Annotated in this window: 24 protein-coding genes and 1 pseudogene; 23 read left to right on the top strand and 2 right to left on the bottom strand. The window is 66.2% G+C overall.

All coding sequences use genetic code 11. From position 1 onward, the window contains the following. Positions 1-60: 60 nt before the first annotated feature. The 3 genes from chvE to mmsB all read left to right on the top strand — a co-directional run bounded on the left by chvE (position 61) and on the right by mmsB (position 4,012). The gene (chvE, locus tag ACVWW6_RS36165; RefSeq protein ID WP_011085992.1) at positions 61-1,134 is read left to right on the top strand and encodes a multiple monosaccharide ABC transporter substrate-binding protein; all 1,074 of its coding nucleotides are present in this window, start codon (positions 61-63) and stop codon (positions 1,132-1,134) included. Between the two features lie 113 nt (positions 1,135-1,247). Beyond that, the gene (mmsA, locus tag ACVWW6_RS36160) at positions 1,248-2,825 is read left to right on the top strand and encodes a multiple monosaccharide ABC transporter ATP-binding protein (protein WP_060911259.1); all 1,578 of its coding nucleotides are present in this window, start codon (positions 1,248-1,250) and stop codon (positions 2,823-2,825) included. After that, positions 2,822-4,012, top strand: a complete 1,191-nt coding sequence (mmsB, locus tag ACVWW6_RS36155; RefSeq protein WP_011085994.1) for a multiple monosaccharide ABC transporter permease — start codon at positions 2,822-2,824, stop codon at positions 4,010-4,012. The genes mmsA and mmsB overlap by 4 nt, the downstream gene beginning before the upstream one ends. 102 nt (positions 4,013-4,114) lie before the next feature. Here mmsB and ACVWW6_RS36150 read toward each other — a convergent pair whose 3' ends face one another. Beyond that, complete coding sequence (locus ACVWW6_RS36150) at positions 4,115-4,270, bottom strand: hypothetical protein (RefSeq protein WP_091892367.1); 156 nt, start codon at positions 4,268-4,270, stop codon at positions 4,115-4,117. A 169-nt stretch (positions 4,271-4,439) separates the two neighbouring features. Between ACVWW6_RS36150 and ACVWW6_RS36145 the strand changes: the two genes are divergently transcribed. From ACVWW6_RS36145 to ACVWW6_RS36075, 15 genes and pseudogenes are all read left to right on the top strand, one after another. Then, complete coding sequence (locus ACVWW6_RS36145) at positions 4,440-5,015, top strand: cytochrome c oxidase subunit 3 family protein (RefSeq protein ID WP_060911260.1); 576 nt, start codon at positions 4,440-4,442, stop codon at positions 5,013-5,015. A 2-nt stretch (positions 5,016-5,017) separates the two neighbouring features. Continuing rightward, on the top strand, positions 5,018-5,278 hold the full coding sequence (locus ACVWW6_RS36140; RefSeq protein WP_049832431.1) for a cytochrome C oxidase subunit IV family protein: 261 nt from the start codon (positions 5,018-5,020) through the stop codon (positions 5,276-5,278). Between the two features lie 95 nt (positions 5,279-5,373). After that, positions 5,374-5,826 carry a c-type cytochrome gene (locus ACVWW6_RS36135; protein ID WP_060911261.1) on the top strand — a complete coding sequence of 151 codons (453 nt, stop codon included), beginning with the start codon at positions 5,374-5,376 and terminating at the stop codon, positions 5,824-5,826. Positions 5,827-5,863: 37 nt separating this feature from the next. Next, on the top strand, positions 5,864-7,210 hold the full coding sequence (locus ACVWW6_RS36130; RefSeq protein WP_028172167.1) for a cbb3-type cytochrome c oxidase subunit I: 1,347 nt from the start codon (positions 5,864-5,866) through the stop codon (positions 7,208-7,210). A 62-nt stretch (positions 7,211-7,272) separates the two neighbouring features. Continuing rightward, the gene (locus ACVWW6_RS36125) at positions 7,273-8,082 is read left to right on the top strand and encodes a CbbQ/NirQ/NorQ/GpvN family protein (protein WP_011086000.1); all 810 of its coding nucleotides are present in this window, start codon (positions 7,273-7,275) and stop codon (positions 8,080-8,082) included. A 10-nt stretch (positions 8,083-8,092) separates the two neighbouring features. After that, positions 8,093-10,012 (top strand): VWA domain-containing protein, encoded by a 1,920-nt coding sequence (locus ACVWW6_RS36120; protein WP_456682428.1) that lies wholly within the window; start codon positions 8,093-8,095, stop codon positions 10,010-10,012. Positions 10,013-10,085: 73 nt separating this feature from the next. Beyond that, positions 10,086-10,748 (top strand): HAD family hydrolase, encoded by a 663-nt coding sequence (locus ACVWW6_RS36115; protein WP_456682427.1) that lies wholly within the window; start codon positions 10,086-10,088, stop codon positions 10,746-10,748. 6 nt (positions 10,749-10,754) lie between these two features. Beyond that, positions 10,755-11,705, top strand: coding sequence for a sugar-binding transcriptional regulator (locus ACVWW6_RS36110; RefSeq protein WP_011086003.1), 951 nt, complete (start codon positions 10,755-10,757; stop codon positions 11,703-11,705). A 314-nt stretch (positions 11,706-12,019) separates the two neighbouring features. Next, a complete protein-coding gene (locus ACVWW6_RS36105) occupies positions 12,020-13,330 on the top strand; it encodes an ABC transporter substrate-binding protein (protein ID WP_161535693.1) in 1,311 nt (436 codons plus the stop codon). Positions 13,331-13,426: 96 nt separating this feature from the next. Beyond that, positions 13,427-14,299, top strand: a pseudogene (locus ACVWW6_RS36100) (carbohydrate ABC transporter permease). Positions 14,300-14,302: 3 nt separating this feature from the next. After that, positions 14,303-15,133: a carbohydrate ABC transporter permease gene (locus ACVWW6_RS36095; protein WP_038966046.1), complete on the top strand. Its 831-nt coding sequence runs from the start codon at positions 14,303-14,305 to the stop codon at positions 15,131-15,133. Between the two features lie 15 nt (positions 15,134-15,148). Beyond that, positions 15,149-16,156, top strand: a complete 1,008-nt coding sequence (locus ACVWW6_RS36090) for an ABC transporter ATP-binding protein (protein ID WP_304565734.1) — start codon at positions 15,149-15,151, stop codon at positions 16,154-16,156. Between the two features lie 30 nt (positions 16,157-16,186). Continuing rightward, positions 16,187-16,960: an SDR family NAD(P)-dependent oxidoreductase gene (locus ACVWW6_RS36085; RefSeq protein WP_456682426.1), complete on the top strand. Its 774-nt coding sequence runs from the start codon at positions 16,187-16,189 to the stop codon at positions 16,958-16,960. A 39-nt stretch (positions 16,961-16,999) separates the two neighbouring features. After that, positions 17,000-18,646: an FGGY-family carbohydrate kinase gene (locus ACVWW6_RS36080; protein ID WP_456682425.1), complete on the top strand. Its 1,647-nt coding sequence runs from the start codon at positions 17,000-17,002 to the stop codon at positions 18,644-18,646. A gap of 17 nt (positions 18,647-18,663) precedes the next feature. Further along, positions 18,664-19,599, top strand: a complete 936-nt coding sequence (locus ACVWW6_RS36075; protein WP_456682424.1) for a carbohydrate kinase family protein — start codon at positions 18,664-18,666, stop codon at positions 19,597-19,599. Between the two features lie 7 nt (positions 19,600-19,606). Here the strand turns inward: ACVWW6_RS36075 and ACVWW6_RS36070 are convergent, their stop codons facing one another. Next, positions 19,607-20,494, bottom strand: coding sequence for a LysR family transcriptional regulator (locus ACVWW6_RS36070; RefSeq protein ID WP_028172156.1), 888 nt, complete (start codon positions 20,492-20,494; stop codon positions 19,607-19,609). A 134-nt stretch (positions 20,495-20,628) separates the two neighbouring features. Between ACVWW6_RS36070 and ACVWW6_RS36065 the strand changes: the two genes are divergently transcribed. The 5 genes from ACVWW6_RS36065 to ACVWW6_RS36045 all read left to right on the top strand — a co-directional run bounded on the left by ACVWW6_RS36065 (position 20,629) and on the right by ACVWW6_RS36045 (position 26,007). Beyond that, positions 20,629-22,050, top strand: coding sequence for an amidase (locus ACVWW6_RS36065; protein WP_456683220.1), 1,422 nt, complete (start codon positions 20,629-20,631; stop codon positions 22,048-22,050). A 99-nt stretch (positions 22,051-22,149) separates the two neighbouring features. Continuing rightward, positions 22,150-23,100 carry an ABC transporter permease gene (locus tag ACVWW6_RS36060; protein ID WP_028172154.1) on the top strand — a complete coding sequence of 317 codons (951 nt, stop codon included), beginning with the start codon at positions 22,150-22,152 and terminating at the stop codon, positions 23,098-23,100. Next, positions 23,097-23,990: an ABC transporter permease gene (locus ACVWW6_RS36055; RefSeq protein ID WP_456682423.1), complete on the top strand. Its 894-nt coding sequence runs from the start codon at positions 23,097-23,099 to the stop codon at positions 23,988-23,990. Before ACVWW6_RS36060 ends, ACVWW6_RS36055 begins: the two co-directional genes overlap by 4 nt. A gap of 2 nt (positions 23,991-23,992) precedes the next feature. Then, a complete protein-coding gene (locus ACVWW6_RS36050) occupies positions 23,993-25,006 on the top strand; it encodes an ABC transporter ATP-binding protein (protein ID WP_456682422.1) in 1,014 nt (337 codons plus the stop codon). After that, entirely contained in the window at positions 25,003-26,007 is a 1,005-nt protein-coding gene (locus ACVWW6_RS36045) for an ABC transporter ATP-binding protein (protein ID WP_456682421.1), read from the top strand. The genes ACVWW6_RS36050 and ACVWW6_RS36045 overlap by 4 nt, the downstream gene beginning before the upstream one ends. Positions 26,008-26,057: the final 50 nt, after the last annotated feature.

The raw sequence follows: 26,057 nt of genomic DNA, 5'->3' as shown, positions 1-26,057 counted from the left end.
CGCACACGACGAACGTTCTCGACGACACGAAAAACAGTCTGACACCCAAGGGAGTGAAGCATGCTGAAACTGAAGACGACATTCCTCGCGCTGGCGCTGGCCGGCGCTGCGACGATGGCCGCGGGCGTCACCGCCTCCGCGCAGGACAAGGCGACCGTCGGCATCGCCATGCCGACCAAATCGTCGGCGCGCTGGATCGACGACGGCAACAACATGGTCAAGGTGCTGAAGGAGCGCGGCTACAACACCGACCTGCAATATGCCGAGGACGACATCCCGAACCAGCTCTCGCAGGTCGAGAACATGGTGACCAAGGGCGCGAAGGCGCTGGTGATCGCCGCGATCGACGGCACCACGCTGTCCGACGTGCTCAAGCAGGCGAAAGCAAAAGGCATCACGGTGATTGCCTATGACCGCCTGATCCGCGGCACGCCGAACGTCGACTATTACGCGACCTTCGACAATTTCCAGGTCGGCGTGCTCCAGGCGGAGTCGCTCGTGCAGGGTCTCGGCCTGAAGGACGGCAAGGGTCCGTTCAACATCGAGCTGTTCGGCGGCTCGCCCGACGACAACAACGCCTACTTCTTCTACAACGGCGCGATGAGCGTGCTGAAGCCCTACATCGACAGCGGCAAGCTCGTCGTCGTGTCCGGCCAGATGGGCATGGACAAGGTCGCGACCCTGCGCTGGGACGGCGCCACCGCGCAGGCCCGCATGGACAACCTGCTCAGCGCCTACTACGGCAACAAGAAGGTCAACGCCGTGCTGTCGCCCTATGACGGCCTCTCGATCGGCATCATCTCCTCGCTGAAGGGCGTGGGCTATGGCAGCGCCGACCAGCCGATGCCCGTCATCTCGGGCCAGGACGCCGAGGTGCCCTCGATCAAGGCGATGCTGCGCGGCGATCAGTATTCGACCATCTTCAAGGACACCCGCGATCTCGCCAAGGTGACCGCCGACATGGTCGACGCCGCGCTCGCCGGCAAGCAGGTCACAGTCAACGACACCAACACCTATGAGAACGGCGTCAAGAAGGTTCCGTCCTATCTGCTCAAGCCGGTCGTGGTCTACAAGGACAATTGGGAGAAGGTTCTGGTGGACAGCGGCTACTACAAGAAGTCGCAGTTCCAGTAGACGTTCTTGTTCCGTCATTCCGGGGCGATGCGTAGCATCGAACCCGGAATCTCGAGGTTCCGGGTTCGCCCTTCGGGCGCCCCGGAACGACCGCGATTTAGGACACCAAAGCCATGACCGCCATGCTGGAGATGCGCAACGTCAGCAAGAGCTTTGCCGGCGTCCAGGCGCTGCGCGACGTCAACTTCTCGGTTCACGCCGGGCAGATCCACGCCCTCGTCGGCGAGAACGGCGCAGGCAAGTCCACGCTGATGAAGGTGCTCAGCGGCGTCTATCCGCACGGCAGCTACGAGGGCACCATCATCTTCGAGGGCGAGGAGCGCCGCTTCCGCGACATCAACGATTCCGAGGCGCTCGGCATCATCATCATCCACCAGGAGCTGGCGCTGATCCCGTTGATGTCGATCGCCGAAAACATCTTCCTGTCGCATCCGCCGTCGAAATTCGGCGTGATCGACCGCGACGAGGTGTACCGGCGCACGCGCGAGCTGCTGGCGCAGGTCGGCCTGAGGGAATCGCCGGATACGCTGATCACCGACCTCGGCGTCGGCAAGCAGCAGCTGGTCGAGATCGCCAAGGCGCTGTCCAAGCGGGTGCGCATGCTGATCCTGGACGAGCCGACCGCGAGCCTCAACGAAGCCGATAGCGCCGCGTTGCTCGAACGCCTGATGGCGTTCCGCGAGCAGGGCATCGGCTCGATCCTGATCTCGCACAAGCTCAACGAGGTGGCCAAGGTCGCCGACCACATCACCGTGCTGCGTGACGGCCGCACCGTCGACAGCATCGACTGCCGTGCCGAGCCGATCCAGGAAGACCGCATCATCCGCAGCATGGTCAACCGCGATCTCGCCCATCGCTTTCCCGAGCGCAGCGTGAAGATCGGCGAGCCCGTGCTCGCCATCGAGAACTGGTCGGTCTATCACCCCATTCATCCCGAGCGGCAGGTCATCAAGAACGTCAGTTTCGGCGTCAAGCGCGGCGAGGTCGTCGGCATCGCCGGGCTGATGGGCGCCGGCCGCACCGAATTCGCCATGAGCCTGTTCGGCCGCTCCTGGGGCACCAATATCAGCGGCCATATCCGGCTCGAGGGCAGGGAGATCGTGCTGCCGAGCGTCGCCGCCGCGATCGACGCCGGCCTTGCCTATGTCACCGAGGACCGCAAGCAGCTCGGGCTGATCCTCGCCGACGACGTCCGCAAGAACATCACGCTCGCCAGCCTCGACCAGGTCGCGCCGGGGAGGGTGATCGACGACATCGCCGAGCTGAAGGTTGCCAGCGACTACAGGAACCGCATGCGCATCCGCTGCTCCGACGTCTACCAGGAGACCGGCCAGCTCTCCGGCGGCAACCAGCAGAAGGTGGTGCTGTCGAAATGGCTGATGACCGACCCCAAGGTGCTGATCCTGGACGAACCGACAAGGGGCATCGACGTCGGTGCCAAATACGAGATTTACTGTATCATCAACGAGCTTGCGGAGGCCGGCCGCGGCGTCGTGGTCATCTCCTCGGAGATGCCCGAGCTGCTCGGCATCTGCGACCGCATCTGCGTGATGAACGACGGCGCTTTCGTCGGCGAGTTCTCCGGCACGGAAGCGACGCAGGAGAAGATCATGCGCGCCATCATGCGCAACCAGAGAAGCAACGGAAACGGCGTGCCTGAGGCCGCGGAGATGGGAGGATTGCAGCCATGACCGACAAGACGGTTTCGCTGCCCGAGGAGCGCCGGCACGGCAGCTTCATCAAGAACAATTTGCGCAATTACGGCATGCTGATGTCGCTGATCGCGATCATGCTGTTCTTTCAGGTCATGACCGGCGGCACGCTGCTGCAGCCGCTCAATTTGACCAACCTGGTGCTCCAGAACAGCTACATCGTCATCATGGCGCTCGGCATGCTGCTGGTGATCGTTACCGGCCATATCGACCTCTCGGTCGGTTCGGTCGCGGGCTTCGTCGGCGCGGTGGCCGCCGTGCTGATGGTGACGTACAAGGTCGACTACACGCTGGCCTTCATCGCCTGCCTGCTGCTGGGCGCCGCGATCGGCGCGGCGCAGGGCTATTGGGTGGCCTATTTCAAGATCCCGTCCTTCATCGTGACGCTGGCCGGCATGCTCGTGTTCAAGGGTCTTGCGCTTGCGGTGTTGCAGGGCCAGTCGCTCGGGCCGTTCCCGGCGACCTTCCAGAAACTGTCCTCGGGCTTCATTCCGGAGATCCTGCCCGAGGCCGGCACGCTGCATCCGACCTCCATGCTGATCGGCGCCGTGCTCGCGCTCGGCCTCGTTTATGTCAGCGCCAAGGGCCGGTCGCGCGAGCAGTCGCACGGCATCGAGGTCGAGCCTTATGCCTTCTTCCTCGGCAAGAGCATTTTGCTGGCCTGCGCCGTGCTCTACTTCACCTATCTGATCGCCTCGCATCGCGGCCTGCCCAACGTGCTGGTGATCATGGGCGCGCTGATCGCGCTCTACGGCTTCGTCACCCGTCGCACCGTGATCGGGCGGCAGATCTACGCGGTCGGTGGCAATGCCAAGGCGGCAAGCCTGTCGGGCATCAAGACCGAGCGGCTGACCTTCCTCACCTTCGTCAACATGGGCGTGCTGGCCGCGCTCGCCGGCCTCGTCTTCGCCGCGCGCCTCAACACCGCAACGCCGAAGGCGGGCTTGGGCTTCGAGCTCGACGTCATCGCCGCCTGCTTCATCGGCGGCGCCTCGGCCTATGGCGGCGTGGGCCGCGTCGGCGGCGCCGTGGTCGGCGCCATGATCATGGGCGTGATGAACAACGGCATGTCCATCCTCGGCATCGGCATCGACTATCAGCAGGTCATCAAGGGCCTGGTGCTGCTGGGAGCGGTGTGCATCGACGTGTATAATCAGCGGCGGTGAGTGGACTGTTGTAGGGTCGGCAAAGGCGCGTAAGCGCCGTGCCTACCACCTTTCCACGATCGCGCGAGAAGTGGTGGGCACGCGTCCACCCTACGGCAGCCGCTACTGCGTGGTGAACAGCACCGCCGCGATGGCGACGGAGAGGCTGACCGCCGAGACGGTCGCCACGGTTGACAGTACCCCCATGCGCCTGAGCGCGATGGCGAACGCGATGATGATGGGGGTCGCGGTCATCAGCCCGATTTGTGCATCGCTCATGTCGTTGCTCGCCGCTCCCTGAAATCCTGAGGCGGTTCCTACCGTGATCCGGGCGGGCGGACGTTGCGTCGGCGCAAACAAGCCGGCGCAATCCACCAGTTTGTCCGCCGACAAACTCGGATCGGGGCGGGTCAGCTAAGTCTGTCCGGTGTCCTGATCCGGAAGGCAGATGTCGGCAACCGATTGCGAACAACAGGGAACCGGCTGGGGCATCCTCGAGGATCTCCCCGGCGATCCCATGATCTGGGTGCTGATCTTCAGCGAGCTGGCCGCGTTCGGCCTGTTCCTCGGCGCCTTCATCGTGGCCCGCGCCGTTCATCCCGTGATGTTCGCGGCCGGACAGGCCACGCTCGATGCGCATCTCGCCGGGCTCAATACCGTTGTCCTGGTGACCAGCGGCTGGGCCGCCGCCCGCGGCACGGCCGCCGCACGGGCTCGCCGCAAGCAGGCCGCGCGCGGCTGGCTGTTCGGTGCCATGGCCCTCGGCGGCGTCTTCATCGCGATCAAGCTGCTCGAATATGCCGGCGAGATCGCGCAGGGAAACGGGCTGGAGACCAGCCCGTTCTTCACGCTGTACTTCCTTCTCACCGGCTTCCATCTCCTGCATGTCGGCCTCGGCATCGTGATCCTGGCCGTGGTTTCCCGGGGGGCGGAGGTGATCGGCGTCGAGACGGGGACCGCCTTCTGGCACATGGTCGACCTGCTCTGGATCGTCATGTTCCCGATCCTGTATCTGGTGCGCTGATGATGCCGGATCGTCTCGACCTCACATGGATCGTGCTGATCGGCCTCGCGCTCGCGACCGTCCTGGTGCCATCCCTTGTGACGCGTCCGCTGCTCGGCAACGCCCTGCTGCTGGCCTTCGCCGCGCTCAAGGGGCGCCGGATCGTGCTCGATTTCCTCGATCTCCGCGCCGCGCCGGCGCTCTGGCGCGGCCTCGTGAGCGCCTGGGTCGTCATCGTCGTGCTCTTTGCCTGGTCCGTGTCGGCCGTCGTCGCCCTGATCTGACGCGCTCATTGCGCCCTGACAAAGAACCGGCCGCGCGAAGCGGCAATAAATCACAGCATCGGACCTCGACAGGAATCAACCGGAAAGGATTGGCAATGGCTGAACGCCTGACCAAGTCGGCCGCTCGAAACGTCTTCTACGGCGGCTCGGCTTTTTTCTTCGCCATCTTCATAGGGCTGACGGCGCACAGCCACTACTACATGGCCACGACCTCGACGGACGCGTCGACGCTGACGTCGTCGGTCGCCCGCGGCAAGCATGTCTGGGAGAAGAACTCCTGCATCAACTGCCACACCTTGCTCGGTGAGGGCGCCTATTTCGCGCCCGAGGTCGGCAACGTCTGGGATCGCTGGGGCGGCAAGGAAGATCCGGCAAGCGCGCGCGAAACGCTGAAAGCCTGGATGCAGTCGCAGCCGTCGGGCGCCGAGGGCCGGCGGCAGATGCCGCAGTTCAACCTGACCGACCAGGAGCTCAACGATCTTGCCGACTTCCTGCAATGGGTGAGCGCGATCAAGCGCCAGGACTGGCCGCCGAACAAGGCCGGTTGAGCGCCGCTAATCCTCTTTCAAGACAGAGAGAACCGAGATGAAATATCAGACCCAGAAAGTCGCGATGCTGTATTTCTACGGCGCGCTGACGCTGTTCCTGGCCCAGGTCCTGTTCGGCCTGCTCGCCGGAACCATCTACGTCCTGCCCAACACGCTGTCGACCCTCCTGCCGTTCAACATCGTCAGGATGATCCATACCAACGCGCTGATCGTATGGTCGCTGATCGGCTTCATGGGGGCGACCTACTTCCTGCTCCCGGAAGAGACCGAGACCGAGCTGTACAGCCCGCTGCTCGCCAAGATCCAGTTCTGGATGTTCTTCGGCGCGGCCGGCGTCGCCGTGGTCGGCTATCTCTTCCACTACCACGAGGGCCGCGAATTCCTCGAGCAGCCCTTCATCATCAAGGTCGGCATCGTCGTGGTCTGCCTGATGTTCCTGTTCAACGTGACCATGACGGCGCTCAAGGGCCGCAAGACCACGGTGACCAACATCCTGCTGTTCGGCCTGTGGGGCGTTGCGATCTTCTTCCTGTTCGCGTTCTACAATCCGGCGAACCTCGCCGTCGACAAGATGTACTGGTGGTACGTCGTCCATCTCTGGGTCGAAGGCGTCTGGGAGCTGATCATGGCCTCCGTGCTCGCCTACCTGATGATCAAGCTCAACGGCATCGACCGCGAGGTGGTCGAGAAGTGGCTCTACGTCATCATCGGCCTTGCCCTGTTCTCGGGCATCCTCGGCACCGGCCATCACTTCTACTGGATCGGCGCGCCCGGCTACTGGCAGTGGATCGGCTCGCTGTTCTCGACGCTCGAGGTCGCGCCGTTCTTCACCATGGTGATCTTCACCGTGCAGATGACCTGGAAGGCCGGCCGCAAGCATCCGAACCGCGCCGCGCTGCTGTGGTCGGTCGGCTGCTCGGTGATGGCGTTCCTCGGCGCCGGCGTCTGGGGCTTCCTGCACACGCTGTCCTCGGTGAACTACTACACCCACGGCACCCAGGTCACCGCCGCGCACGGCCATCTCGCCTTCTTCGGCGCCTATGTGATGCTGAACCTGTCGGTGATGGCCTATGCGATCCCGCAGCTGAAGGGACGCGCGCCCTACAACCAGTGGCTCAGCATGACGAGCTTCTGGATCATGTGCACGGCCATGATGACCATGACCTTTGCGCTGACCTTCGCCGGCGTGGTCCAGGTCCACCTCCAGCGCGTGCTCGGCCAGAGCTACATGGACGTGCAGGACCAGCTCGCGATGTTCTACTGGGTCCGGCTCGGTTCCGGCGTGTTCGTCGCGATCTCCGCGCTGATGTTCGTCTGGGCGGTGCTGGTGCCGGGCCGCGAGAAGCAGGCGACCGTGCCCGCCGCGCTGCAGCCGGCTGAGTAAACGCAAATGGCGGCCGCGGTTCGCCGCGGCCGCCTGCTTCCTGGAAAGTCCGGAGAGACATCATGAAACCTGCCCTTCACACGGTGACCTCGGCGCCCGCGTTGCCGGCCTATGTCGCAACCGGCAATGAATGCGCGCTGTTCGAGCACGCCTGGCGTCATCAGCTTCCGGTCCTGCTCAAGGGGCCGACCGGTTGCGGCAAGACGCGCTTCGTCGCGCATATGGCGGCGCGGCTCGGACTGCCGCTTCACACCGTCGCCTGCCACGACGATCTCACCGCCGCCGATCTCACCGGCCGCTATCTGCTGAAGGGCGGCGACACCGTATGGACCGACGGTCCGCTGACGCGCGCGGTGCGCGAGGGCGGCATCTGCTATCTCGACGAGGTGGTGGAAGCGCGCAAGGACGTCACCGTGGTGCTGCATCCGCTCACCGACGATCGCCGCATCCTGCCGCTGGAGCGCACCGGCGAGGAGCTGGCGGCACCGAAGAGCTTCATGCTCGTCGTGTCCTACAATCCCGGTTACCAGACGCTGCTCAAGGCGCTGAAGCCCTCGACGCGGCAGCGCTTCGTCGCCATCGAGTTCGGCTTCTTAGCCCCCGAGCAGGAGATCGCGGTGGTGTCCGCCGAGAGCGGGCTGCCGCCGGATCGCGTGCGGCCGCTGGTTGCGCTGGCCGGGCGGCTGCGCGCACTTAGGGGGCACGATCTGGAGGAGGGCGTCTCGACGCGCCTCGTCGTCTATTGCGCGACCCTGATCGCCGCGGGCACGCCGATCGCCGACGCCGTGCTGGCCGGCATGATCGAGCCCTTGACCGACGATTCCGACGTCAAGGCCGCGCTGCTCGACGTCGCGCGCGCCGTGATCGGGTGAGGACGGGCCCATGCTCGACTTCCTCGAACTGGAGGAAACGGTCGGCCGTGCCTGGCACCGGATGGTTGGTGGCACCGCGAGCTATCCGGTTCACGCTGATTACGCGGTGACGCTTTCGGAGGTGAGAGGCCGGATCGCGGTGATGTTCCGCGCGCTGGGCGGCGAGGCCGGCGTGCAGATCGCAAGCGCCGGCGCCCGCAAGTCCGGGCACCGGCTCGGCTGGCGGCAACGCATCGGCCTCGGCGACGAGCGTCTCGAGCAGCCGGGCCGCGACGCCGCAACCATCTTCCTGCCCGATCGCATCGCGATCTTTCCCGACCGCGAGCTCAACGCATGCCTCTATCGCTGGCTCGCGGCATGGTTCGCGGTCGCGCCGATCGAGACGATTGTGGAGGCCGATCCGCTCAGGCGCGATCTGCTGGTGCTGCGCCGCGCCGCCGAAACGGCGGTCTTTGTGCTCACGCAGTTTCCCGGGCTCGTCGCCGAATACGCGCAGCTTGCCGCGGCAACCGCCGCGGCCCGGCCGCGGCGTCCGTTGCCACGCATCGAGCAGGAGATCGAGCAGATCGTTCTCGCCCTGCTCGGAGCGGGACCTGCGCCCGCGGGCAAATTATGGCCGGCGATGATGGGAACGGAGCCGCTGCCGGACAAGGCGCCGCCGGGCTATCATTCGATCCTGCCGTGCCCGCTCTGGGGCGATTGCTGGACGCGCGAGCTGTCGCCCGCGCATGCCGGCGAGGACGAGTGCGCTAATGGCGCGGAGCCCGCAGCCCAGGACAATCGCAAGCGTTTCGCCGTCCGCGAGCGCGAGGACGGCGCCAATCGCCGCGATCCCTTCGTGCTCAACCGCTTCGAGAAGATTTTGGCGATGGCCGAGATGGTCAATGTCGATCGCCCGGCGGACGACAGCGATGACGAAGACGCACAGAAGGCGGCCGACGATCTCGAGGAGATCACGCTCAGCCGCCGCAGCGGCAAGCCGGCGAGCCGCTTCAAATTCGATCTCGACCTGCCGCCGGAAGCCCTCGACGCCTCGCGCCTGAACGCGGATTTGACCTATCCCGAATGGGATTATCGCAGCAGCTCCTATCTGTCCGATCATTGCCGCGTGCTCGCCGGCGCGGCCTCCGAGCGAGGTGAGAGCTGGACGCCGGACGAGACCATGCGCCGCCACATCCGCCAGGTGCGCCGCCGCTTCGAGATCCTGCGGCCGCGCCACGAATTGATGCGTGCGCAGGCCGACGGACACGATCTCGATCTTGATGCGCTCGTGCGCGCGCGGTGCGATCTTCGCGCCGGCGGCAATGGCGCGGGTCTTGATCGCGTCCACATGGCGATGCGGCCGCAAGGGCACGATCTCGCCGTCACGCTGCTCGCGGACGTCTCACTCTCGACGGATGCCTGGGTCGACGGCTATCGCGTGCTCGACGTTGAGAAGGAGGCGTTGCTCGTGCTCGCACACGGGCTGTCGGCCTGCGGCGACCACCACAGCATCCTGACCTTCACCTCGCGCCGGCGGTCCTGGGTGCGGCTCGAAACGATCAAGGCGTTCGGCGAACCGATGAGCGGACTGGTCGAGCGCCGCATCGGCGCTCTCAAGCCCGGTTATTATACGCGGATCGGCGCCGCAGTGCGCCACGCCTCGGCCGAGCTGGCGCGCCAGCCGCAGCGCAAGAAGCTGCTGCTCGTCCTCACCGACGGCAAGCCGAACGACGTCGATCACTACGAGGGGCGCTTTGCGGTCGAGGACACCAGGAAGTCCGTGCAGGAAGCGCGCCGGCTCGGCATCGCCGTCTTCGGCGTGACGGTCGACGCGACCGCGCAATCCTATTTTCCAACGCTGTTCGGGCGCGGCGGCTATGCGATCGTCGGCAACATCAAGCGATTGCCTGCGGCGCTGCCGGCGATCTACCGGCAGGTGGCGCATTGAGGCGGGAACGCCGCGGCACCGCGTTCTTGCCTGAGCTATTGCTCATGCGGTGAGTATATGATCGAATGTCCGAATGGACCAAGGCCGGCCAAAACCCGATCTCATCATCTTCGATTGTGACGGCGTGCTCGTCGATAGCGAGCTCTTGAGCTGCCGGTGCTTGTCCGAGGTGCTGGCCGAATTCGGCCTCCCGCTCAGCGAGGAGCAGGCGCTCGAGCTGTTTCTCGGGCGCAGCACCAGGGCGATCGAGCAGCACTACCGTGATCTCGGGCAGGTCGTGCCGGATGGCTTCCTGCCGCGATTGAAGTCGCGTGTGCTGGAGACGTTCTCTGCTTCGCTCGAGCCGATCCCCGGGGTAGGGGCGGTGATCTCCGGGCTCGCCGCGCCGTTCTGCGTGGCCTCGTCCAGCGACATCGACCGTGTCTCGCTCTCGCTCGATGTCACCGGCCTTCGAGCGCATTTCGGCGCGCGGCTCTACACAGCGCAGATGGTCAGGCACGGCAAGCCGGCGCCGGATCTCTTTCTTCACGCGGCGGCGCAGATGGGCGCGGAGCCCGCGCGCACGCTGGTGATCGAGGACAGCGTCAGCGGTGTGCAGGCCGGCAGGGCGGCCGGCATGACCGTATGGGGATTTGTCGGCGGCAGCCATTATCGCGCCCGCGACGGCCGGGCTATATTGTCCGCCGCCGGGGCCGATCGGGTCTTCGCGCGCATGAGCGATTTCTGGGAGATGTGAGCCCGCATGGCCGCCGAGAACGACAAGTCGAGACTCGACGACGCCGCGCGGGCCGGCTGGCTCTATTTCATTGCCGGCCACACCCAGGACGAGATCGCAAAAATGCTCCAGGTCTCGCGCGCCTCGGCGCAGCGGCTGGTCTCGCTCTGCCTTGCCGAGCGGCTGATCACCTTCCGGCTCGAACATCCCATCGCCGCCTGCATGGAATTGGCGGCGCGTCTGAAGGAGCGGTTCGATCTCGTCCATTGCGAGGTGGTGCCAGAAGATCCCGCCGCGCCGCAGGCGACCGCCGGCATTGCCGAGCGCTGCGCCAACCTGCTCGATTCCACGCTGCGCTCCGAAACGCCCGTCATCGTCGCGCTCGGCACCGGGCGGGCGGTGCGCGCCGCGGTCGAGCGCGTCACGCCGATCGACCGGCCCAATCACCAGATCGTTTCGCTGGTCGGCAACATCTCCGCCGACGGCTCGGCGAGCTTCTACGACACCGTCGGGCGGCTCGCCGACCGCACCGGGGCGCGGCACTACCCGATGCCGCTGCCGTTCCTGATGTCGTCGGAGGACGAGCGCAACAGGATGGTGCGCATCGAGCCGATCGCCAAGGTGAAGGCGGTCGCGGCCAAGGCGGATCTGCGCCTCGTCGGCATCGGTCAGATGGACCAGAAGGCGCAGGTCCATATCGATGGCTTCGTCACCCGCGACGAACTGTTCGAGATGATGCGGCAGGGGGCGATCGGCGAGATCACCGGCTGGGCCTATGACGCCAAGGGCCGCCTGCTCAAGGCCGGCACCAACAAGCGCCTCACCAGCATTCCGCCGGAAGTTCCGGCGAAGACCACGACCATTGGCGCCGCGGTCGGCGCCGCCAAGGTCCCGGCGATCGCGGCGGCCTTGAGCGGAGGGCTGATCAACGGCCTGATCACCGACGAGGCGACGGCAAGGGCGATCCTGGAGCGCTGAGGCGAGCCAGCACGTCAGCATCCTTGCGAGGCGGACGGTCTTTCCCCGCACAACACTGTCATCATCCGCGCAGGCGGATGATCCAGTACGCCGCGGCCTCACTTGGGGCAAACCAACAGACAGCACGGCGTACTGGATGCCCCGCCTGCGCGGGGCATGACAGGGGAGGGTGCGCAACAGCCCGCCCTCCCGCATCGCAGCACTCATAAGTTGCCGAAACACCCGCGCGCCTGCTTGACAAGCGGTATCCCTCATCCGAACATACGCCCAACGCGTGGGCATATGCTCAAAACGCGAGTTTGAGGGAGGTCACCGTGAAACACGTCCTCGGCGCCGTCTGTGGCGCGTCCGTCCTGCTGGCCATCCCCGCGATGGCCGAAACCACCCTGACGATCGCCACCGTGAACAACGGCGACATGATCCGCATGCAGGGGCTGACCGGTGAATTCACCAAGAAGAACCCCGATATCACTGTGAAATGGGTGACGCTGGAGGAGAACGTGCTGCGCCAGCGCGTCACCACCGACATCGCCACCAAGGGCGGCCAGTTCGACGTGCTCACCATCGGCACCTATGAGGTGCCGATCTGGGCCAAGAAGGGCTGGCTGGTGCCGCTCGCCAATCTCGGCGCCGATTACGACGTCGCCGACCTGCTGCCCAGGATCAAGGACGCGGTCTCTGCCGACGGCAAGCTTTATGCCGCGCCGTTCTACGGCGAGAGCTCGATGGTGATGTACCGCACCGACCTGTTCGACAAGGCCGGCCTGAAGATGCCGGAGAAGCCGACCTGGGATTTCGTCATCGACGCCGCCAAGAAGCTGACCGACAAGAACGCGGGCGTCTACGGCATCTGCCTGCGCGGCAAAGCTGGCTGGGGCGAGAACATGGCGTTCCTCTCCGCGATGGCCAATTCCTACGGTGCGCGCTGGTTCGACGAGAAGTGGGTGCCGCAGTTCAATACGCCGGAATGGAAGACGACGCTCACGACCTATGTGAACCTGATGAAGGACGCCGGCCCTCCCGGCGCGAGCTCCAACGGCTTCAACGAGAACCTGGCACTGTTCAACGCCGGCAAATGCGCGATGTGGATCGACGCGACGGTGGCGGCGTCCTTCGTCACCAATCCCAAGGACTCCAAGGTCGCCGACAAGGTCGGCTTTGCGCTCGCGCCCAACACCGGGCTCGGCAAGAACGCCAACTGGCTGTGGGCCTGGAATCTCGCGATCCCCGCCGGCTCCAAGAAGGCGGAAGCGGCCGAAAAGTTCATCGCCTGGGCAACGAGCAAGGACTACACGAAACTCGTGGCCTCGAAGGAGGGCTGGGCCAACGTGCCGCCGGGCACCCGCACCTCGCTCTACCAGAACCCTGAATATCTGAAGGTCGCGCCCTTCGCCAAGTTGACGCTGGCCTCGATCGACGCCGCCGATCCGAACAAGCCGACGGTGAAGCCGGTGCCTTACGTGGGCGTGCAATATGCCGCGATCCCCGAATTCCAGGGCATCGGCACCCAGGTGGGCCAGCAGTTCTCGGCGGCGCTTTCGGGCTCGATGACGGTCGATGCCGCGCTCACCGCCGCTCAATCCGTGACCGAGCGCGAGATGAAGCGCGCCGGTTACATCAAGTGAACCCGAGCTCTCCCTCCTGAGCTCAAACTGGCGGCCATCCTCCAGTCCAGCCCCGGATGGATGGCCGCCTTCTTTCGGCAAGCGGAGAAGTCAGGGATGGCAACCCGGCAGACGCAGTTTCTGGCGCGCGCGCTCCTGACCCCGGCCGTCGGGCTGCTCTTCATCTGGATGATCGTCCCGCTCGCGCTGACGATCTATTTCTCGACCCTGCACTACAGCCTGCTCGATCCCGGCTCGGAAGAATTCGTCGGGCTGGAAAACTTCCGCTACTTCCTCACCGATCCCGCCTTCCTCGCGTCGCTCCAGAACACGCTGGTGCTGGTCGGCTCGGTGTTGGCCATGACCATTCTGCTCGGCATTCCGCTGGCGTTGCTGATGGACCAGCCCGTGATCGGCCGCAACATCGTGCGTCTGATGGTGATCGCGCCGTTCTTCGTGATGCCGACGGTGAGCGCGCTGGTCTGGAAGAACCTGTTGATGCACCCGGTGTCCGGGCTGTTCGCCTGGCTCGCCAAGCTGTTCGGATTGACGCCGATCGACTGGTTCAACGACGTGCCGCTGTTCGCGGTGATCCTGATCGTCGCCTGGCAATGGCTGCCGTTCGCGACGCTCATCCTGCTGACCGCGCTGCAATCGCTCGACGAGGAGCAGAAGGAGGCCGCCGAGATGGATGGCGCGAGCGCCGTCTCGGCCTTCATCTAAATCACGCTGCCGCACCTGGCGCGTCCCATCACCGTGGTGATCCTGATCGAGACCATTTTCCTGCTCACGGTGTTCGCCGAGATCTTCGTCACCACCGGCGGCGGGCCGGGCCTGCAGACCACCAACATCGCCTTCCTGATCTACTCGCAGGCACTGATCCAGTTCGACGTCGGCAGCGCCTCCGCCGGCGGCCTCGTCGCGGTGGTGATCGCCAACGTCGTCGCCTTCTTCCTCGTCCGCATCGTCGGCCGCAATTTGGAGGCTTGAAGCATGGCGCGGATGGCAACGACGCAGCGGGTGGTGATCTCGACGATCGGGGCGTGGTTCTTCGGCTTCTTGATCTTCTTCCCGATCCTCTGGATGGTGCTGGCAAGCTTCAAGACCGAGCTCGAGGCCTTCGCCATTCCGCCGTCCTTCCTGTTCTTCCACTGGACCACGGAAAATTACGCGACCGTGCAGGAGCGGAGCGACTATCTGCACCACGCCATGAACTCGGTCATCATCGCCGGCGGCTCGACGCTGATTGCGCTCTTGATCGCCATCCCGGCGGCCTGGTCGATGGCGTTCGCGCCGACCAAGCGCACCAAGGACATCCTGCTCTGGATGCTCTCGACCAAGATGATGCCGCCGGTCGGCGTGCTGGTGCCGATCTACCTGATCTACAAGACCTTCGGCCTGCTCGATTCCCGCATCGGCCTCGTCTTCATCCTGTGCCTCGGCAATCTGCCGATCGTGATCTGGATGCTGTTCACCTATTTCAAGGAGATCCCGCGCGACATCCTCGAAGCCGCGCGCATGGATGGCGCCACCATCGGCCGCGAGCTGGTCTACGTGCTGACGCCGATGGCGATCCCGGGTCTGGCATCGACCCTGCTGCTCAATCTGATTCTGGCCTGGAACGAGGCGTTCTGGACGCTGAACCTGTCGACCTCGAACGCCGCGCCGCTCACCACGTTCATCGCCTCCTATTCGAGCCCGGAAGGGCTGTTCTGGGCAAAGCTGTCGGCGGCCTCGACGCTGGCGATCGCGCCCATTCTCGTCCTCGGTTGGTTCAGCCAGAAGCAGCTCGTGCGCGGGCTGACCTTCGGCGCGGTGAAGTAGAGGGGCTGCCGGATCATGGGTCAGATCACACTTCAGGACGTGCAGAAATCCTTCGGCCCCGTGCACATCATCAAGGGCGCAGATCTCGACATTGCCGACGGCTCCTTCGTGGTGTTCGTCGGTCCCTCCGGCTGCGGCAAGACCACGCTGTTGCGGCTGATCGCCGGCCTCGAGGACGTCTCCGGCGGCAAGATCCTGATCGACGGCAAGAACGTCGTCGACACGCCGCCCGCCAAGCGCGGGTTATCCATGGTGTTCCAGTCCTACGCGCTCTATCCGCACATGAGCGTGCGCGGCAATATCGGCTTCGGCCTGAAGATGGCGGGGCTCCCCAAGGACGAGATCAACCGCAAGGTCGAGGCCGCCGCCGCGACGCTGAACCTCACGCCCTACCTCGACCGCAAGCCGCGCGAGCTTTCCGGCGGCCAGCGCCAGCGCGTCGCGATCGGCCGCGCCATCGTGCGCGAGCCCAAGGCGTTCCTGTTCGACGAGCCGCTGTCGAATCTGGATGCCGCGCTCCGCGTACAGATGCGCATCGAGGTGACGCGGCTCCAGAAGCAGCTCGGCACCACCGCGATCTACGTCACCCATGACCAGGTCGAGGCCATGACCATGGCCGACAAGATCGTCGTGCTCAACGGCGGCAAGATCGAGCAATACGGCTCGCCGCTGGAGCTTTACGAGAGGCCCGCCAATCTCTTCGTCGCCGGCTTCATCGGCTCGCCCAAGATGAACTTCGTCACCGGTGAACACGCCAGGCAGCAGGGCGCGGCCACGATCGGCGTGCGTCCGGAGCACCTCAGGATCGAGCGCGATGGCGCCGGCGGCTGGCAGGGGACGATCGCGGTCGCCGAGCATCTCGGCAGCGACACCTTTCTCTACGTCGATGCCGGTCCGCTCGGCATGCTGACCGCGCGCTACATCGGCGAATTGAGCCTGCATGCCGGCGATCACGTGTCGCTGGTGCCGGACCCCGCGCGGATCCACCGCTTCGATGCGAGCGGCAACGCGCTTCGCGGCTGACAAGAAACGGCAAAGAACGGAAAGACCAACATGTACCTGGAAAAATTCAAGCTGGACGGCAAGACCGCGTTCATCACCGGCGGCGGGCAGGGCATTGGGCTGGCCTGCGCCGAGGCGCTCGCCGAAGCCGGCGCCAGGGTCGTCATCGGCGACCGCGACGGCAAGGTCGCGGACAGCGCCAAGGCCAGCCTGAAAGCCAAGGGGTTCGACGCCGAGACCGCGATCATGGACGTGACCGATACCAGGCGCGTCGCCGAGGTCGCCAATGACCTCGTCGCCCGCCACGGCAGGGTCGACATCCTCGTCAACAATGCCGGCATCGCCCGCAGCGAGACGCCGGCGGAGACCGTGACCGACGAGCATTGGCTCAACGTCATCGACGTCAACCTCAACGGCACCTTCTGGTGCTGCCGCGAGTTCGGCAAGCACATGCTGAAGGCGCAAAGCGGTGCCATCGTCAATGTCGGCTCGATGTCCGGCTTCATCGTCAACAAGCCGCAGGAGCAGTGCTTCTACAATGCGTCGAAGGCCGGTGTGCACCATCTGACCAAGTCGCTCGCGGCGGAATGGGGCGCGCGCGGCATCCGCGTCAACGCGGTGGCGCCGACCTATATCGAGACGCCGCTCAACGCCTTCGTGAAGAGCAATCCGAAAATGTACGACGCCTGGATCGGCGGAACCCCGATGGCGCGGATGGGGCAGGTCGAGGAGATCGCCTCCGTCGTGCTGTTCCTCTCCTCGGAAGCCGCGAGCCTGATGACCGGCAGCATCGTGCTGGTGGATGGCGGCTACACTTGCTGGTAGGCTTGCCGTCAGAACTGACGAGAGCGACCGGGAGCGACAATGCCGCGAGCGTATATCGGCGTCGACGTGGGGACCACCAGCACGCGGGCAGGGGTGTTCGACGAGGCCGGCACGCTGCTGGCGACGGCGCGGCACCCGATCAGGATCTGGCACGAGGCCGGCGATATCGTCGAGCAGTCATCCCGGGACATCTGGGAGGCCTGCGCAAAATCCGTGCGGGCGGCGATGGCGGAAGCTGCCATCGCGCCGGAGAGCGTCGGTGGCATCGGTTTCGACGCAACCTGTTCGCTGGTGGTGCTTGATAGGCAAGGCGAGCCGCTCACCGTCAGCGCCTCAGGCGAGGCGCAGCGCAATGTCATCGTCTGGATGGACCATCGCGCCACCGCCGAGGCGCGGCTGATCAACGAGACCGAGGATGCGGTGCTGCGCTATGTCGGCGGCTCGATCTCGCCCGAGATGGAGATGCCAAAACTGTTGTGGCTGAAGCGCCATCTGCGCGCGAGCTTCGATGCCGCAGGCCACTTCTTCGATCTGGCAGATTACCTGACTTGGCGCGCGACCGGCTCGCTGCAACGCTCGACCTGCACCGTCACCTGCAAGTGGAACTATCTCGCCCATGACGGTGGCGGCTGGAGCGCGCAATTCTTCAAGCGCATCGGGCTGTCCGACTTCGTCAGCGAGAAATACGCCCGCATCGGCACCGAGATCGTCGCGCCGGGCACGCGGCTCGGCGCAGGCCTCACCCGCACGGCGGCGACCGAGCTCGGCCTGTCGCCGGGTACGCCGGTCGGCGCATCCCTGATCGATGCCCATGCCGGCGGCATCGGCGCGATCGGCGGCCGCGACGGCTCGGGCGCAACGACCGATGTCAGCGATCGCCTCGCCTACATCATGGGAACGTCGGCCTGCATCATGGCGACGACGAAGGAGCCCTGTTTCGTGCCGGGCGTGTGGGGGCCCTACTATTCCGGCATGGTCCCGGACTTCTGGCTCAACGAGGGCGGGCAGTCGGCGGCGGGCGCGGCGATCGACCACCTCCTCAAATCGCATCCGGGCTTTGCCGAGGCGAGCGCGGCTGCGCGCAACAAGGGCCTCGACCTCATCGACTTCCTCGAGCGCCGCATCATCGCGCGTGCCGGCGATGCCAGCCGCGCCGCGCTGCTCGCCCGCGATGTCCACGTCCTGCCCGAATTCATCGGCAACCGCTCGCCTTACGCTGACCCCGATACGCGCGCGGTGATCGCGGGCCTCGATCTCGACACCGATGTCGCTTCTATGGAGCGGCTGTTCGTCGCCGGCCTTTGCGGGCTCGCTTACGGGCTTGCCGAGGTGATCGAGGCCTTTGCCGCGCACGGCGTCCGCTCCAGCATCATGATCATGGGCGGCGGCGCCAGCCGCAGTCCGCTGGTGCGCCAGATCATGGCCGACACCACAGGCCTCACCGTCGCGCTGCCGCAGACCAGGGAGCCGGTGCTGCTCGGCGCCGCGATGCTCGGGGCGGTGGCCGGCGGCGCCTGTGCCTCGATCGGCGAGACCATGGCAAAGATGTCGGCGCTGGGACGCAAGAGCGAGCCGACCGCGCCTGATATGGCCGCGTTTCACGCCCGCAAGCGCGAGGTGTACAAGTTGCTGCGCGAGGTCGATCGCGGCAGCCGTGCCGCGATGCGCGACATCGCAAAGGACTGAATTCGGGGTTGAAACGAATGCTGATATCCTGCGGCGATGCGCTGATCGATTTCGTGCCGACGCGAAATGCCGACGGACGCGAGGCGGTGATGCCCGCGGTCGGCGGCTCCTGCCTCAACGTCGCGATCGGCATGGCGCGCCTGGGCGCACCGACCGGTTTTGTCGGCGGCATCTCGACCGACCTGTTCGGCCGCATGATCGCGGACCACGCCGCTGCCTCGCATGTCGAGCTCGGCCTTGCCACCCGCAGCGATCACCAGACCACGCTCGCTTTCGTGCGCATCGTCGCGGGCGAGTCGCATTACGCCTTCTACGACGCCGAGACGGCGACCCGGAACTGGACCTATCGGCACGGGTCCGTTCCCTTCGATACGGTCGAAGTTCTCCATGTCGGCTCGACCACGCTGGTCAACGACCAGGGCGCGGCCGAAACGAAAGCGCTGATCGCGGACGCGCGGATGTCGTCCACGATCTCGTTCGATCCGAACTGCCGCCCCAACCTCGTCAGGGACAAGCCGGCCTATCTCGCGCGCATGGCCGAGTTCGCGCAAAGCGCCGATCTCATCAAGATGTCGGACGTCGACTTCGCCTATCTCTTCGGCGACGAGCCCTATCAACAGCGCGCGAGCACGCTGCTCGGGCAGGGCACGAGCCTCGTCGTCGTCACCCGTGGCAACAACGGCGCCATCGCCTGGCACGCCGGCGCAGGGCAGATCGAGGTCACCGCGCCCAAGGTCGCGGTCGCCGACACCATCGGCGCCGGCGATAGTTTTCAGGCGGCGCTGCTGTTCGCCCTGCACAAGCAGGGACGTCTGGCGCGGCAGCAGCTGAAAGTCATCAATGCCGACGAGCTCCGCCGCGCGCTGTCCTTTGCCGCCAATTGCGCCGGCCTGACCTGCACCCGCCCGGGCGCCGATCCGCCCTGGAGCCACGAGATCACCTGGAGCCCGTAGCGCCGCGTCACATCCGCGCGACGGCCTTCTCGGCGCATTTGATGAAGGTTCCGATCAGCGGGCTCTGCGAATCCCGCCGCCAGCACACCGCGATGTCGAGGGAGTCGGTGGCATCGCGGAGCGGCCTGAACACGATGCCGCGCGGGGCGCCGAGCTGCGCGCAGGCCGGCAGGATCGCGAGGCCTTCGCCCGCCAGCACCAGGCTCATCGCCGAATGCACCGTCTCCACGCGGCTCGCGATCGGCATCACCACCTGGTGCCGGCGCAGCAGGGGGACCACGGCGGACGATGCGGGACCATGGTCCGGATGCGGCAGCGCGATCAGCGGACGTCCGTGCAACCGGGCCATCGGCACGGAGCCCAGGCGGGCGAGCGGCGAGCTGGTCGGCATCGCCAGCATGAAGCGCTGTGCACCGATCCGCGCCACCTGGATCTCGGGATGGTTGATGGCCGGCATGCACAGCGCGACCGTGACGCTGCGATCGAGCACCCGCGCCTCGCGTGTCGATGCGCTGAGCTCGGCGAAGTCGAGGTCGACACCGGGAACCGAGCGGCGCAGCTCGGGGATCAGCCGCGGCAGGATCGCATTGGCCAGCACGAACATGTAGCCGACCGACAGCCGCCCGCGCTTGCCGGATGCGACCGCGCGGGCGGCCTCGATGCCGTCGGACGCCAGCGCCAGCGCCTCGCTGGCACGCACCAGCAGCGCCTGGCCCGCCTCGGTCAGGTCCATGCCGCGGGTGCCGCGGCGGAACAGCGGCGCGCCGACCTCGGCCTCCAGCTTGCGGATCTGGACCGAGAGCGGCGGCTGCGCCATGCGCAGCCGCTCGGCGGCCTTGCCGACGCTGCGTGCCTCGGCGACGGCGACGAAATAGCGGAGCCGACGAAGATCCATTGGCATACCGAAAACGTATGGGTTGGCGACCAAAATCGTATTGGACGGCGAGTTAACAAAACTGTCATTCTGGCTGTCAATGGCTTGTCTAATGCCTTGGCCAACGGTGGCCGGCTTCGGAGCGTGATGTGACGATGAACGGCGATCCCTGCCTGCTGTCCGCAACCGAACTGCGCGGCCTCATCGCCGACAAGCGGATCTCGCCCGTCGAGATCACCCGGGCCGTGCTCGCGCGCGCCGAGGCGCTCCAGCCCCAGTTGAACTGCTTCATCACGATCTGCGGCGACGAGGCGATGGCGGCCGCGCGCGCCGCCGAGCGCAGGGTCATGGCCGGCGAGCCGCTCGGCCTGCTGCACGGCATCCCCTACACCGTCAAGGACATCGTCAACACCAGGGGGGTGAAGACCACCTTCGGCGCCGTTCCCTACAAGGACAATGTGCCTGTTGAGGACGCGGTGGCGGTCGCGCGGCTGCGCAGCGAGGGTGCGATCCTGATCGGCAAGACCACGACGCCGGAATTCGGCAGCAAGTGCCTGACGGATTCGCCGCTGTTCGGCCGCACCCGCAATGCGTGGGATGCCTGCCGCTCCTCCGGCGGCTCCAGCGGCGGCGCGGCGGTTGCTGTGGCCAGCGGCATCGCGCCGCTCGCGGTCGCGACCGACGGCGGCGGCTCGACGCGGATTCCCGCCGCCTGCAACGGCGTGGTCGGCCTGAAGCAGAGCAACGGAATCATCCCGCACAGCCAGGCGCTGGATGTGTTCGGCAACCAGACCTACGTCACGCCGACGACGCGCACCGTCGCCGACACCGCGCTGATGATGCAGGCGATGGCGGGCGAGGACCCCTGCGATCCCTGGTCGATCGGCGTTCCCGTATCCGATTTCGTCGGCACCGCCGCCCCGCGCGGCGATCTGCGCGGGCAGAGGATCCTGTACTGCCTGACGCCGCCGGGCCGTCCGGTGTCCGCCGAGGTCGCGGCCAGCTTCAGGGCGAGCCTCGACCGGCTGGCCGGGCTCGGCGCCGAGCTCGAGGAATTCTCCGGCGAGGGTTTCGACATCGAGCCGATCTGGCGCGCCATCAACCACACCGTCTGGCGCACGCGCTTTGCAAAACTCGCGGCCGAGCACAAGGACGAGCTGAGCGAGGCCTTCCTCAAGCAGCTCGCGCTTGCCACCGAGGTCAGCGGCGTTGACTACCAGGAGGCGATGTTCGCGCGCACCGCGCTGTTCCGCCGCGTGCAATCCCTGCTTGCGCGCGGCCACTTCCTGGCGATGCCGACGCTCACGCGCTCCGCGCTGCCGATCAAGCAGGATTTGTTCGGCACCATCGAGATCGATGGTCGGCATTTCGACAGCGTCCGGCCGCACTGGTTCCCCTGGACCATGCCGTTCAACATGACCGGGCATCCCGCCGTCAGCCTTCCCTCCGGCTTCGGCCGCGACGGCCTGCCGATCGGGCTTCAGCTCGTCGGCCGCTTCCGTGCCGATGCGGAATTGCTCCGCGTCAGCACGCTGTTCGAGGCCTCCGTCGACCTTCTGTCCCGCTGGCCGGAATAACGACATGCGCATGCAGCAAAGCACTTGCGCGCAAAGGACTTGCGTCCGCCGTCCGGACATGTTGATCGTGCCGCGGATGAGCTTTGAAACCGGGCGCGCATGAGCGTATTTGTCCTCCGACGTGTCTTGACCTTGCTGGCGACGCTGGTCGGCGCGTCGCTGATCATCTTCCTGGTGCTGGATGCGCTTCCCGGCAATGCCGCGCAGATGCTGATGGGCGCCGATGCCTCGGCCGACGCGGTGCGCGCGCTCACGGTCAAGCTCGGGCTCGACCAGCCGCTGGCGGTTCGCTACCTGCAATGGATCAAGGGCCTGCTCGTCGGCGATCTCGGCAACTCCTATGTCTACGGCACGCCGGTCGCCAGCCTGATCGCGGAGCGGCTGGTGCTGACCATTCCGCTCGCGATCATGGCCATGTCGATCACGGTGACGCTGGCGCTCTCGGCCGGCATCTACACCGCCGCCAACCACAACAAGCTCGGCGATGTCGGCGTGATGTCGCTGACTCAGGTCGGCATCGCGCTGCCGAACTTCTGGTTTGCGATCCTGCTGGTCCTGTTGTTCTCGGTGCGGCTGCAATGGCTCTCGGCGGGCGGCTTCGCCGGCTGGGAGGACGGCATCTGGCTGGGGGTCAAGTCGCTGCTGCTTCCGGCGATCTCGCTCGCGGTGGTGCAGGCCGCGATCCTCGCCCGCGTCACGCGCTCGGCCGTGCTCGAAGTGCTGCGCGAGGATTTCGTGCGGACGGCGCGCGCCAAAGGGCTCGGCAAACGCGAGGTGCTGTGGCGCCACGTGCTGCGCAACGCCATGATCCCCGTGATGACCGTGATGGGGCTGCAATTCGCCAATCTGCTCGCCGGCACAATCGTGATCGAGAACGTGTTCTACCTGCCGGGCCTCGGCCGCCTGATCTTCCAGTCGATCGCCAACCGCGACCTGATCGTGGTGCGCAATTGCGTGATGCTGCTGGCAACCATGGTCGTTATCGTCAATTTCGTGGTCGACGTGCTCTATGCCTTCATCGATCCCCGCATCAAGGTTCACGACCTGTGAGCGCGCCCCTGACCACCCCGATTGACGCAGCAGTCGCCACGCGCCGTCTGCCGGCCAAGACCTTCTGGGGCCGCGCGCTGCGCCATCGCAGCTTCGTCCTCGGCGGCGCGCTGAGCCTGCTGGTGCTCGCCTCGGCGCTGCTGTCGCTGGTGTGGACGCCGTGGTCGCCCTACGAGATCGACATCGCCTCGAAGCTCCGGCCGCCGTCGGCGGCGCACTGGCTCGGCACCGATTCCTTCGGCCGCGACATCGTCTCGCTGCTGCTCGCCGGCGCCCGCTCCACCATCATGGTCGGGATCATCGCGGTCAGCATTGGTCTCACCTTCGGCGTTTGTCTCGGCCTGATCGCCTCGGCGCGGCGCGGCTGGACCGAAGAGATCATCATGCGCTTCTCCGACTTCACCTTCGCCTTTCCGGCCGTGCTCTCCGCGATCATGCTCGCCGCGGTCGTAGGGCCGGGCATGGTGACCTCGATCGTCGCGATCGGCATCTTCCAGATCCCGACATTGACCCGGCTGACGCGCGGCTCGGCCAACGCGATCTGGGCGCGCGAATTCGTGCTGGCCGCGCGAGCGTCGGGGAAGGGAAAATTCCGCATCACCATCGAGCACGTGCTGCCCAACATCCTGTCGATCCTGATCGTGCAGGCGACGATCCAGTTCGCACTCGCGATTCTCGCGGAAGCCGCACTGTCCTATCTTGGCCTCGGCACGCAGCCGCCGCAGCCATCCTGGGGCCGCATGCTGAACGATGCGCAGACCCTGCTGTTCCAGTCGCCGATGCTCGCGGTCTATCCGGGGGCCGCCATCGCGGTCGCCGTGCTCGGCCTCAATCTCCTCGGCGACGGCTTGCGCGATCTGCTCGATCCACGACTGGCGCGGGAGCGATGAGGATGGCTGAGCGCTCCACCATGCCGCTGATCGAGGTTGATAATCTTGGCGTCCGCCTCAACACCAGCCGCGGGCCGGCGCAGGCCGTGCGCGGCGTCAGCTTTGCCCTGAAGCGCGGCGAGACGCTCGGGCTCGTCGGCGAATCCGGCTGCGGCAAGTCGGTGACCGCGATGTCCCTGATGGGCCTGTTGCCGGACAGCGCCGTCGTCACCGGCAGCATCAAGCTCGATGGCAGCGAGCTCGCCGGGCTTGCGGATGCGGATTACTGCCGCCTGCGCGGCAACCGCATCAGCATGATCTTCCAGGAGCCGATGACCGCGCTCAATCCGATGCACACGATCGGCCACCAGGTCGCCGAGCCGCTGCGGCGTCACAAGAACTACTCGGCGTCGCAGGCGCGGAAGGAGACGATCGCCTTGCTCGACCGCGTCGGGCTGCCCGATCCGGCGCGGCGCGTCGATGCCTATCCGCACCAGTTCTCCGGTGGCCAGCGCCAGCGCATCACCATTGCGATGGCGCTCGCCTGCGAGCCCGACCTGTTGATCGCGGACGAGCCGACCACGGCGCTCGACGTCACCATCCAGGGCCAGATCCTCGACCTCATCGCCGATCTCGTCGAGGAGCGCGGCATGTCGATGATCCTGATCTCGCACGATCTTGGCGTCATCGCCGAGAACGTGCAGCGCATGATGGTGATGTATGGCGGCACCGTGGTCGAGAGCGGGCCGACCGACGAGGTGTTCCGCCGCATGGGCCATCCCTATACGCAAGGCCTGTTCCGCGCCCGTCCGAAGCTCGGCGCGCGCAAGGGGACGCGGCTGAAGACGATCTCGGGCACCGTGCCGGAGCTCGCGGATCTTCCGGCCGGCTGCACCTTCTCCGCGCGATGTCCGCTCGTGATCGATCGGTGCCGCGCCGCGCTGCCGGCGATGGTCGAGGTCGGACCCGGTCATGTCGTGCGCTGCGTGCGCACCGATGTCTCGATGGCCGAGAATGTCGGAGCCCTGTCCGCATGAGCACCGCGCCTCTTCTCGACGTCAGGGATCTGGAGCAGCGCTACATGCTGCCGCGCGAGAGCCTGTTCCGTCCGCCCGGGCAGGTGCGCGCGCTCAACGGCGTGAGCGTGCAGGTCCTGCCCGGCAAGAGCCTCGGCATCGTCGGCGAGTCCGGTTCGGGCAAGTCGACCTTCGCGCGCGTCGCGATGGCGCTGGAGCGGCCGACGTCGGGGCAGGTCGCGCTGCTCGGCCGCGACCTCAACCGCCTCCCGGCCGACGAGCTGCGCCGTGCGCGTCGCGATTTCCAGATGGTGTTCCAGGACCCTTACGGCTCGCTCGATCCGCGCCAGACCATCGCGCGCATCGTTGCCGAGCCATTGACCGTGCTGGACGGCGCTGATCGCACCACGTTCCGGGAACGCGTCGCCGCGGTGCTGCGCCAGGTCGGCTTGCGCGATGCCGACATGGACAAATATCCGCACGAATTCTCCGGCGGCCAGCGCCAGCGCATCGCAATCGCGCGCGCCCTGATCACCCAGCCTAAGCTGATCGTCGCCGACGAGCCGGTCTCGGCGCTTGACGTTTCCGTGCAGGCCCAGGTCCTGAACCTGATGCAGGACCTTCAGGACCAGTTCGGCCTGAGCTATGTCCTGATCAGCCATGACCTCGCCGTCGTCGACTATCTCTGCGATGAGGTCGCGGTGATGTATCTCGGCCGGATCGTCGAGCAGGGGCGGCCGGAGGATCTGTTCGAGCGCTGCGCCCATCCCTATACGCGGGCGCTCCTGGATGCCGTGCCGCGGGCGCGCGCGGGCGGCGGCCGGCGCCGGCGCGGGGCCCAGGCGATCGCCTCGCAATCGGCGGCCGCCACGGGGTGTCCCTATGTCGCGCGTTGCGCGCTCGCCGACCAGCATTGCCGCGAGGCCCTGCCTGAGCTACGCAAGGTGGGCGAGGGACACCTTGCCGCCTGTCACAGGGCGGAGGCCGTGATGGCGTTGCCGCCGCCCGCTGCGGAGGGTTAGTCTCGGGCGCAGGATTGGCGTAGACTGGGAATTGAGAAGGCAGGGGAGTT

Source organism: Bradyrhizobium sp. USDA 3311, assembly GCF_054062495.1.
This window is presented reverse-complemented; position numbering and strand designations above follow the sequence as displayed.

Coding starts and splice junctions, on each gene's coding strand:
- ACVWW6_RS36080 (WP_456682425.1), top strand. CDS start 17,000: ATGCCGCGAGCGTATATCGGCGTCGACGTGGGGACCACCAGCACGCGG.
- ACVWW6_RS36085 (WP_456682426.1), top strand. CDS start 16,187: ATGTACCTGGAAAAATTCAAGCTGGACGGCAAGACCGCGTTCATCACC.
- ACVWW6_RS36110 (WP_011086003.1), top strand. CDS start 10,755: ATGGCCGCCGAGAACGACAAGTCGAGACTCGACGACGCCGCGCGGGCC.
- ACVWW6_RS36045 (WP_456682421.1), top strand. CDS start 25,003: ATGAGCACCGCGCCTCTTCTCGACGTCAGGGATCTGGAGCAGCGCTAC.
- mmsA (WP_060911259.1), top strand. CDS start 1,248: ATGACCGCCATGCTGGAGATGCGCAACGTCAGCAAGAGCTTTGCCGGC.
- chvE (WP_011085992.1), top strand. CDS start 61: ATGCTGAAACTGAAGACGACATTCCTCGCGCTGGCGCTGGCCGGCGCT.
- ACVWW6_RS36075 (WP_456682424.1), top strand. CDS start 18,664: ATGCTGATATCCTGCGGCGATGCGCTGATCGATTTCGTGCCGACGCGA.
- ACVWW6_RS36140 (WP_049832431.1), top strand. CDS start 5,018: ATGCCGGATCGTCTCGACCTCACATGGATCGTGCTGATCGGCCTCGCG.
- ACVWW6_RS36125 (WP_011086000.1), top strand. CDS start 7,273: ATGAAACCTGCCCTTCACACGGTGACCTCGGCGCCCGCGTTGCCGGCC.
- ACVWW6_RS36115 (WP_456682427.1), top strand. CDS start 10,086: ATGGACCAAGGCCGGCCAAAACCCGATCTCATCATCTTCGATTGTGAC.
- ACVWW6_RS36150 (WP_091892367.1), bottom strand. CDS start 4,270: ATGAGCGATGCACAAATCGGGCTGATGACCGCGACCCCCATCATCATC.
- ACVWW6_RS36145 (WP_060911260.1), top strand. CDS start 4,440: ATGTCGGCAACCGATTGCGAACAACAGGGAACCGGCTGGGGCATCCTC.
- mmsB (WP_011085994.1), top strand. CDS start 2,822: ATGACCGACAAGACGGTTTCGCTGCCCGAGGAGCGCCGGCACGGCAGC.
- ACVWW6_RS36060 (WP_028172154.1), top strand. CDS start 22,150: ATGAGCGTATTTGTCCTCCGACGTGTCTTGACCTTGCTGGCGACGCTG.
- ACVWW6_RS36090 (WP_304565734.1), top strand. CDS start 15,149: ATGGGTCAGATCACACTTCAGGACGTGCAGAAATCCTTCGGCCCCGTG.
- ACVWW6_RS36135 (WP_060911261.1), top strand. CDS start 5,374: ATGGCTGAACGCCTGACCAAGTCGGCCGCTCGAAACGTCTTCTACGGC.
- ACVWW6_RS36065 (WP_456683220.1), top strand. CDS start 20,629: ATGAACGGCGATCCCTGCCTGCTGTCCGCAACCGAACTGCGCGGCCTC.
- ACVWW6_RS36070 (WP_028172156.1), bottom strand. CDS start 20,494: ATGGATCTTCGTCGGCTCCGCTATTTCGTCGCCGTCGCCGAGGCACGC.
- ACVWW6_RS36120 (WP_456682428.1), top strand. CDS start 8,093: ATGCTCGACTTCCTCGAACTGGAGGAAACGGTCGGCCGTGCCTGGCAC.
- ACVWW6_RS36095 (WP_038966046.1), top strand. CDS start 14,303: ATGGCGCGGATGGCAACGACGCAGCGGGTGGTGATCTCGACGATCGGG.
- ACVWW6_RS36130 (WP_028172167.1), top strand. CDS start 5,864: ATGAAATATCAGACCCAGAAAGTCGCGATGCTGTATTTCTACGGCGCG.
- ACVWW6_RS36050 (WP_456682422.1), top strand. CDS start 23,993: ATGGCTGAGCGCTCCACCATGCCGCTGATCGAGGTTGATAATCTTGGC.